Raw genomic sequence first — 8,613 nt, forward strand, 5'->3', positions numbered from 1 at the left:
GGGCCAGGGCCGCCCGGGCCAGGGCCGCCGCCTGCGCGGGACGGTGCACCGGGGAGCGGCGGGCGCCGAAGCGCAGCCGCCCGCCGAGCAGCCGCAGCGAGGCGTCGAGATCCAGGCAGACCCGCAGCGGATGGCCCCCGCCCGGCCGGCCGCGGGCCGCCCGCACCGCGTCGGCGATCAGGTCCAGGTGGTCGGTGCGGTCCGCCATCAGGGTGATCCGGCCGGCCAGCCGGGCGTCGGTGGCCAGCCGGTGCAGCGCAACCGGGTCGGCGGTCGGGGACCCGACCAGCACGTCGTCGAACTCCTCGGCCAGCCACAGCGCCTCCGGCACGGTGAAGGCCAGCAGGCCCCGGAAGCCGGGAAGTTCCAGAACCGTCCGCAGCAGGGCCCGGCAGCGCAGCGCGCGGGTGGCCAGCCGGACCGGCTTGCCGCCCGCCAGGCGGGCCAGCCCTTCGGCGTTCGCCCGCAGCGCGCCGAGATCGACGACCGCGTACGGCGGCTGGAGCACGCGGGTGGCCAGATCCAGCCGCGCGAAGCGCGCACCGCCCGTGCGTTCGCTCCCGGTCATCCACGTCCCTTCCCGCGGCGGCCGGGACGCCCCCTCGCCCGAAGAACCACCGGCACGCCGACCCCGCATGCTACTGCCCGCATCCGCTCCCCCACCCGCCCCGCGTGCCGCTGTTCGGCGGCACCGGCGCCACCGCCGCCGCACCGATGCCGCCGCCACCGCCGCCACCGCCGGCATCGCCGCCGACCCGGCCCGGCCGGCGGGAGTGCGCGGTCCGCCCGTCCCGTGAGCGGGGCGGCGGGCAGGGAACGGCGGGCGGCACGGTCCGGTCGCGGTGCCGGGGGAAGGGCCGGCGTGCCGTCGTGGCGGAAGGGGTGGAGAGGTGTCGGCCATGGAGCCGGGGGAGGCGCACCTGTGGTACGTCGACCCCCTCACCGTCCGGGACCCGGCGCTGCTGGACTCCTACCGGGAACTGCTGACGCCGGAGGAGCTGGCCGAAGTGGCGCGCATCCGGCCGTGGAACGGCCGGCACAACGCGCTGGTCGCCCGCGGGATGATCCGCACCCTGCTCAGCCGCTGCTGCCCGGGGGTGCCGCCCGCCGCCTGGCGCTTCTCGCGCGGCCGGTACGGGCGGCCGGAGATCGGGGCGCCCGACGGCTACGGCACCGTCCGGTTCAACATCTCGCACACCGACGGGCTGATCGCCTGCCTGCTGGTCCGGGACGTGGACTGCGGGGTGGACGTGGAGTCCATGACCCGGGACGCCGACGTGGAGATCCTGGTGCCCTCCACCCTCACCGCCAGGGAGGCGGCGGCGCTGGCCGCCGTCGCGCCGCGGGACCGCACCGGCCGGTTCTTCCGCTACTGGACGCTGAAGGAGGCCTACGCCAAGGCGCGCGGCCTGGGCCTGCAACTCCCCTTCGAGCAGTTCGGCTTCGAGCTGCCCGAGACGGCGGGCGGGGGCACCGGCATCACGGCCCGCTTCGGTCCGGAGCTGGCGGACCGGCCCGAGAACTGGCAGTTCGGCCAGTGGACGGTGACCGGCGGCCATGTGCTCGCGGTGGCGCTGCGCCGGCCCGCCGGAGGCGAGCTGCGCATCGTGCACCACAAGGGGCTGCCGGACGGACTGCCGGACGGGCTGCCGGTGGCCTGAGCCCGCTGCCGGCCGCACCGTGCCCGCGTCGCGCCCGTGCCGTCGGCCGCCCGCTCCGCCGCCGCGCGGACGGGCGCGTCAGGGCCGGACGCGGGCGGCGAGCAGGGCCGCCGCCAGGGAGGCGGCGACCAGCGCGAGCAGCGCGAGGCGCAGCTCGGTCAGGCCGGCCAGGGCGCCGATCAGCGGCGGCGCCAGCAGAAAGCCGGGCCACTGCCCCAGCACCAGCACGGACACGCCCTCGCCCGCGGTCAGCCCCGGCTGGCGGCCGGCCAGGCCGAAGACCGCGGGGGACATGCAGGCGATGCCCAGTCCCAGCACGGCGAAGCCGGCCAGGGCCGGCGCCGGGTGCGGCCACGCCACGGCCAGTGCCACCCCCGCCGCCGACACCAGCCCGGACAGCCGGAGGAACCGCCGGTGGCCCAGCCGTCCCAGCAGCCGGTCGCCGCCCAGCCGGGCCAGTGCGGCGGTCGCGGTCAGCGCGGTATAGGTGGCCGCGGCCAGGGCGGCGCTCGCGCCCAGCGAGTCGGCCGCGTAGATCGCCGACCACTGCCAGGCCGCGCCCTCCACGAAGGCCGCCACGAAGGCGATCGCGGCCAGCAGCAGGAGCTGCGGGGTGAACCGCCGCCGCACCCGCCGCAGCACCCCGCCGCCGGCCGGCGCCCGGGTCACCTCGTCCGGCAGCCAGCGGCCCGCCGCCAGCAGCAGCGCGGCCAGCACCACGCTGTTCCCGGCCATCTGCACGCCCGGCGTCACCCCGCCGGCCGCGGCCAGGGTGCCCAGCGCGCCGCCGCCCAGCACCCCGAAGCTGAAACAGGCGTGGAAACCCGACATCACCGGGCGGCCGTAGCGCCGCTCCACCTCCGCCGCCTGCGCGTTCATCGGCGTGGACAGCAGCCCGGCGGAGAATCCGAAGAACACCAGCCCCAGCAGCAGCGCGGTCAGGGTGCCGGCCGAGGCCAGCAGCGGCGCGGCGCACAGGATCAGCCCGGCGCTGGCCAGACTCAGCCACCGCACACTCACCCGCCCGATCAAGAGGGTGATCAGCGCCAGGGCCACCACGTCCCCGGCCGTGGAGGCGGTACCGGCCGCACCCCACGAGGCGTCGCCCAGGCCGACCGCACGCCGCACCTCGGGAATCCGGGACGACCAGCCGCCGACCACCGAACCCATGATGGTGAAGACCAGGCACACCGCCAGCCGCGCCCGCACCGCGTCCCGCGGGGGACGCCCATCCGCTGCTCCGGCGTCCGGTCCGCCGTCCGGTCCGCCGGCCGGGGGACCGGACGTGGACGCCGCCGCCCTCCCGGCACCGCTTCCGTTCACGCCCGCCTCCGCACACGCCCGCGCCCATGAGTGTCCGGCGGGAGCCTAACCCCGGATGACGCCGACGGGTGGCGGCGGGTGGCGGTGTGCGGATGATGGGGGTATGGGAGGAGTTGTTCCGGCGCCCGCGGTTCCCGGCGCACGACAGGTGCTCACCACCGATCTGTACGAGGTCAGCATGTGCCTCGGCTATCTGCGGGAGGGCATGACCGCCGAGGCCACCTTCAGCCTGTTCGTCCGGGAGCTGCCGCGGCGGCGCGGCTTCCTGGTGGCGGCGGGCCTGGAACCCGTCCTGGACTACCTCTCCCGGCTCCGGGTCGGCCCGGCCGAGGCCGCCGCCTTCGCCGATGCCCTGCACCGGCCCCCCGCCGACCTGGACCCGCTGACCGGACTGGAGTTCCGGGGCGAGGTGCGCGCCGTGCCGGAGGGCCGGGTGGTCCTCGCCGGGGAACCCCTGCTGGAGGTGACCGCCCCCCTGCCGCAGGCCCAGCTCGCCGAGTCCTTCCTGCTCAACCAGGTCAGTCACCAGACCGCGGTGGCCTCCAAGGCGGCCCGCTGCGTGCTGGCCGCCGAAGGCCGTCCGGTGATCGACTTCTCGCTGCGCCGCACCCAGGGCACCGAGGCCGCGCACCAGATGGCCCGGGTGGGCGCCCTGACCGGTTTCGCCGGAACCAGCAATGTGGCCGCCGCCACCGAACTGGGCATCCGCGCGGTGGGCACCATGGCGCACTCCTGGATCGAGGCGTTCGAGGACGAGGAGGCCGCCTTCCGCGCCTTCGCCCGCGCGCATCCCGGGCCGGTGACCTTCCTGGTGGACACCTACGACACCGAGCGGGGCACCGCCGCGGCCGCCCGGGTGCTGCGCGACCTCGGTTACGGTCCCGGCTGCGCCATCCGCCTGGACAGCGGCGACCTGGGCGGCCTGGCCGTGCGCTGCCGCCGCATCCTGGACGACGCCGGGCTGCCCGAGGTGCGGATCGTGGCCAGCGGCGGGCTCGACGAGTACGCCGTGCACCGTCTGGTGGGCAGCGGCGCGCCGATCGACGTGTACGCGGTGGGCACCAAGGCGGGGGTCAGCGCCGACGCCCCCTATCTGGACTCCGCCTACAAGCTGGTGTCCTTCGCCGGCCGCCCGGTGATGAAGCTGTCCGCGGCCAAGGTGACCGCCCCGGCCGCCAAGCAGGTCTTCCGCGGCCCCGGCCTGCGGGACGTGATCGGGCTGCGCGACGAGCCGGCACCGCCCGGGACCGAGCCGCTGCTGCGGACGGTGATGGCCGGCGGGCGGCGCACCGCCGCCCCGGACACCCTCGCCGCCGCCCGGGAACGCTTCCAGACCGATCTGGCGGAGCTGCCCGAGGAGGCCCGCCGCATCCAGGACCCGGCCGCCCCCCGGCCCGGCCGGTCGGAGGCGCTCGACCGGCTCACCGGGGAGGTCCGCGACCGCATCCGGGCCCGGACCGGCACCGGCCGCTGACCCGCCGCGGTCCGGCCGTGGACTGCTGCGCTCCCGGCCCGGGCCGGTCAGCCGTGCGGCACCACGGCCACCGGGCACGGCGCGTGGTGCAGCAGCGCGTGCACCACCGGGCCGACCCGCGGCCCGAGCCCCGGACGGTGCCCGCCGCGTCCCACCACCACCAGCTCGGCGTCGGCGGCCGCCTCGGTCAGCACCTGCCCCGGGGACCCGGTCGCCGGCTCCTCCACCACCTGGGCGCCGGGATGGGCGCTGCGCAGCGAGGCCGGCACCGAGACCGGCTCGCCCGGCAGCCGGGCCCCGTCCTCCGGCGGGGTCACGTGCACCGCGCGCAGCCGCAGCCCCCGGGCGGCGGCCGCGCGGACGGCGAAGTCCAGTACCGCCGGCTCGGGACGGTGCACGCCCACCACCACCTCCAGCCCGGACGCCTCCGTCCAGTTGCCCTCCGGCCGGACCACCACCACCGGGCGCTCCGCCCGGGCCACCACCGGCAGGCTCACCGAGCCGAGCAGAAACCCCGTCACCTGGCCCAGTCCGCGCGAGCCCAGCACCAGCAGCTCCGCCGCGGCGGCGGCCCCGGTCAGCGCGTGCACCGGGCTGCCGGTGAGCGACTCGGTCCCGATCTCCAGCTCCGGATAGCGGGCGGCCAGCCGCGCCTGCAGCTCGCCCAGCAGCCGCCGGGAGCCGCCCGGCTCCGCGTCCCGGCGCAGCGGGGTCAGCGGCGAGGCCAGGCCCCAGCAGTTCACCAGCCGCAGCGGCAGCTCCCGCCGTACGGCCTCGCGCGCCGCCCAGTCCGCCGCCGTTCGGCTCTCCCGGGACCCGTCCACACCCACCGCGACTGCCCGTGCCATCTCACCTCCCGGCGGCCGGTCCGCCCGTCCGCCGCCGTCGGTACACCGCTGTCAGCACACCGCTGCCGGCACACCGCTGTCGGCACACACCGCTGTCAGTACCGGTGTGTGCCGTGCAGCCGGTGCGGATCGTGCACATGGTGCAGGTGGTGCACATGCGCGTCGGGGCCGGGGAAGACGGTCGACACCCGGCCGGTGTCCGACCAGCGCACGTCGTACGGGGGAGTGCCGTCCTCGTGGTGCAGCCCGACGATCTCGCCGTCCCGCGGCACCGCACCCGTGGTCCGCCCCTCCACCACCAGCTGGTCGCCAAGTTCCGCATGCATGGGCCTCACCGCTCTCCGCTGCCGGTGCCTGCTGCTCTCCAGCGTGGCACGACACACCTGCGGAGGCATCACGGAACCGCGGGCCCCGCCCCGCGGGGCCGCACCGGACGCTTGGTACGTTGATCCGGACAAGGCGGGGCAAGGCGGAACACCAGGGAAGGGGCGGGTGCATGACCGCGACCGAGGAGAACCGGCGGGCCGGCACCGCCCCGGAGTCGCCGCTCGACGAGCTCATCGAAGCGGTCAAACCCCGGCTGCGCGGCTGGCTGCACGCCGGGGCCGCGCCTCTGGTGCTGGCCGCCGGCCTGGTGCTCACCGTGCTCGCCCCCTCCGGGCAGGCCACCGCCGGGGCGGCCGTCTACACCGCCTGCGGGCTGGCACTGTTCGCCACCAGCGGCGTCTACCACCGCGGCAGCTGGTCGCCGGCCGTCCGGGAGGTGCTGCGCCGGATCGACCACTCCAACGTCTACCTGCTGATCGCCGGCACCTACACCCCCGTGGTCCTGCTCGGGCTGAGCGGCACCCCGCGCACCGTGCTGCTCTGGGGCATCTGGATCGGTGCCGCCGCGGGAATCGTGTTCCGCTGCGTGTGGCCCGGCGCTCCGCGCGCCCTGTACACCGCCCTCTACATCGCACTGGGCTGGTCCATCGCCCCGGCCTTCGGCCCGCTGGTGGACGGGGCCGGGGTGGCGGTCTCGGCGCTCACCCTGGCCGGCGGGCTGCTCTACACCGCCGGCGGAGTGGTCTACGGCCTCCGGCGCCCGGACCCCTCACCGGCCTGGTTCGGTTTCCACGAGATCTTCCACGCCTTCACCATCGCCGCCTGGACGTGCCAGTACATCGCCATCAGCCTGCTCGTCCACGGCTCCGGCTGAGCCGGCCGCGCCCGGACTCTCCCCGCCGGACTCTCCCCGCCGGCCGTGATTCCCCGGCTGAACCGGAAAAATTTCGGACTCTCGCCGGATAATTCTGCATCGCGATTCGGCTTCAATCACTGCTCCGTCGGCCTGCTTCGTTGACGCTGCACAAGCTGATTCCTAGGGTTCGGAGCGCGAAAGATTCAGATAATCTCCGAAATATTTCCGAAGAATTTCACGGCGGTGCAAAGGAGCACAGGCATGACATTCGCTCGGAGACGACTGAGGGGAGCGGCGGCCCTGGCCGCCGTCACCGCGCTGCTGCTGTCCGGCTGTTCCGACGACGGGGGTGACGACGGCGGGAACACCGTCACCATCGAGTGGTGGCACATCGGGACCACCGAGCCCAACCAGACCCTCTACCGGGACTGGGCCAAGGAGTTCGAGGCGGAGAATCCCGGCGTCCGGATCAGGATCACCGAACTGGAGAACGACGCCTTCAAGTCCAAGATGACCACCCAGACCGCGGCCGGCGACGTGCCGGACGTCTTCTCCACCTGGGGCGGCGGCGTGCTCCAGCAGCAGGTGGACGCCGGTCTGGTGCGGGAGCTGAGCCAGGACGCCGCATCCGCCATCGAGACCTTCACCTCCGCGGCCATCGCCCCCTACACGCTGGACGGCAANCCAGCAGCAGGTGGACGCCGGTCTGGTGCGGGAGCTGAGCCAGGACGCCGCATCCGCCATCGAGACCTTCACCTCCGCGGCCATCGCCCCCTACACGCTGGACGGCAAGGTCTACGGCCTGCCCATCGACGCCGGCATGGTGGGCTTCTGGTACAACGAGGCGCTGTTCGCCGAGGCCGGCATCGAGCAGCCGCCGGCCACCTGGGAGGAGTTCCTGGACGCGGTGCAGGCCCTGAAGGACGCCGGCATCACCCCGATCGCGCTGGCCGGCCAGTCCAAGTGGCCGGGGCACTACTACTGGACCTATCTGGCCATGCGCGTCGGCGGCCTGCAGATGCTGGCCGAAGCCGCCGAGACCAAGGACTTCACCGCCGACGGGTTCATCGAGGCCGGCGCGCTGGTGCAGGACCTGGCCGCGATGGAGCCCTTCCAGGAGGGCTTCCTCGGCGCCGAGTACGACACCCCGGACGGCCAGGCCGCGGCGGTCGGCTCGGGCCGGGCCGCCATGGAACTGATGGGCCAGTGGGCGCCCGCGGTGCAGGCCGACGCGGCCGGCGGCATCGGCGAGGACCTCGGATTCTTCCGCTTCCCGGAGGTCGGGGGCGGAGCCGGCAGCATCGACGAGGCGCTCGGCGGCGGCAACGGCTTCGCGGTGGCCGCCGACGCCCCGGACCAGGCCGTGGATTTCGTGACGTACCTGGCCGGCAAGGAACAGCAGGAGGAGTTCGTCGAGGCCGGGGCCGGGCTGCCCGCCCGCGCCGACACCGCCGGCCGGATTCAGGACGACAACCTCCGCGAGGTGGCCGAGGCGGTGGCCGACGCCTCCGGCTTCCAGCTCTACCTGGACCAGGCCTACCCGCCGGCCGTCGGCGGGCAGGTCAACGACAGTGTCGCGGAGCTCATCGCGGGCGCCGTGACCCCGGAGGAGGCCGCCGCGGCCATCACCGCGACCGCCCGGAACGAGGGCTAGCCCCGGCCGCCGCCCCGGGACCCGGGTCCGCCGCGCCCGGGGCGGCGGCCGGCGTGCGGCCTCCCCGGCGGTCAGGTCGCCGTGGCCGGGCGGGGCCGGGCGGCGTCGGGCAGGTTCTCCGGCAGCCGCAGCCCCTCCCGCAGCGGCACCAGCTCCGACTGGAGCACCAGGGCCGCCGCGCCGATGGCGGGCGCGGTCGCCGCGGACTGGGACAGCCGGACCGTCACCGGGTGCGCGTCGCGGGCGAAGAACGCGCGGTCCAGCTCCTCCTGGATGACCGGCTGGTAGAGCGAACCGGCGATGGCCAGGCTGCGCCCGGTGAGCACGATCTGCTCCAGGTCCATGATGTTGGCCAGATTCCGCACGGCCAGCGCGAGCCGGCGCGCCGAGCGCTCCAGCAGCGAGCGGGCGCCCGGCTCGCCGCGCAGTGCCGCCCGGGCGACCGCGGCGAACTCGGCGGCGACCGACTG

General features: G+C 75.6%; 8 protein-coding genes and 2 pseudogenes. 5 read left to right on the forward strand and 5 right to left on the reverse strand.

What is annotated here, in order from left to right; all coding sequences use genetic code 11:
• A pseudogene (locus GQS09_RS24490) lies at window positions 1-568 on the reverse strand (alanine racemase); the annotation flags it as partial.
• 331 nt (window positions 569-899) lie between these two features.
• Here GQS09_RS24490 and GQS09_RS24495 point away from each other — a divergent pair.
• Window positions 900-1,661, forward strand: coding sequence for a 4'-phosphopantetheinyl transferase superfamily protein (locus tag GQS09_RS24495; RefSeq protein WP_165989751.1), 762 nt, complete (start codon window positions 900-902; stop codon window positions 1,659-1,661).
• A gap of 78 nt (window positions 1,662-1,739) precedes the next feature.
• Here the strand turns inward: GQS09_RS24495 and GQS09_RS24500 are convergent, their stop codons facing one another.
• A complete protein-coding gene (locus GQS09_RS24500) occupies window positions 1,740-2,984 on the reverse strand; it encodes an MFS transporter (protein WP_165989752.1) in 1,245 nt (414 codons plus the stop codon).
• Between the two features lie 103 nt (window positions 2,985-3,087).
• On the opposite strand from GQS09_RS24500, the gene GQS09_RS24505 reads away from it, so the two are divergent.
• Window positions 3,088-4,458: a nicotinate phosphoribosyltransferase gene (locus tag GQS09_RS24505; protein WP_165989753.1), complete on the forward strand. Its 1,371-nt coding sequence runs from the start codon at window positions 3,088-3,090 to the stop codon at window positions 4,456-4,458.
• A 47-nt stretch (window positions 4,459-4,505) separates the two neighbouring features.
• Here the strand turns inward: GQS09_RS24505 and GQS09_RS24510 are convergent, their stop codons facing one another.
• The gene (locus GQS09_RS24510; protein WP_165989754.1) at window positions 4,506-5,306 is read right to left on the reverse strand and encodes a universal stress protein; all 801 of its coding nucleotides are present in this window, start codon (window positions 5,304-5,306) and stop codon (window positions 4,506-4,508) included.
• A gap of 95 nt (window positions 5,307-5,401) precedes the next feature.
• Entirely contained in the window at window positions 5,402-5,632 is a 231-nt protein-coding gene (locus tag GQS09_RS24515) for a DUF1918 domain-containing protein (RefSeq protein WP_165989755.1), read from the reverse strand.
• Between the two features lie 170 nt (window positions 5,633-5,802).
• Here GQS09_RS24515 and GQS09_RS24520 point away from each other — a divergent pair, with 170 nt between their 5' ends.
• The 3 genes and pseudogenes from GQS09_RS24520 to GQS09_RS24530 all read left to right on the forward strand — a co-directional run bounded on the left by GQS09_RS24520 (window position 5,803) and on the right by GQS09_RS24530 (window position 8,143).
• Window positions 5,803-6,507: a hemolysin III family protein gene (locus tag GQS09_RS24520; protein WP_165989756.1), complete on the forward strand. Its 705-nt coding sequence runs from the start codon at window positions 5,803-5,805 to the stop codon at window positions 6,505-6,507.
• A gap of 243 nt (window positions 6,508-6,750) precedes the next feature.
• Window positions 6,751-7,017 (forward strand): annotated as a pseudogene (locus GQS09_RS30470) (ABC transporter substrate-binding protein); the annotation flags it as partial.
• Window positions 7,018-7,183: 166 nt separating this feature from the next.
• The gene (locus tag GQS09_RS24530) at window positions 7,184-8,143 is read left to right on the forward strand and encodes an extracellular solute-binding protein (protein WP_165989757.1); all 960 of its coding nucleotides are present in this window, start codon (window positions 7,184-7,186) and stop codon (window positions 8,141-8,143) included.
• 71 nt (window positions 8,144-8,214) lie between these two features.
• On the opposite strand, the gene GQS09_RS24535 is transcribed toward GQS09_RS24530, so the two are convergent.
• Window positions 8,215-8,613, reverse strand: a 399-nt coding sequence (locus GQS09_RS24535) for an ROK family protein (RefSeq protein WP_165989758.1), incomplete at its 5' end; no start/stop codon positions are given.

The organism is Streptomyces sp. YIM 98790 (assembly GCF_011421595.1).
In the GTDB taxonomy this organism is placed as follows: Bacteria; Actinomycetota; Actinomycetes; order Streptomycetales; family Streptomycetaceae; genus Streptomyces.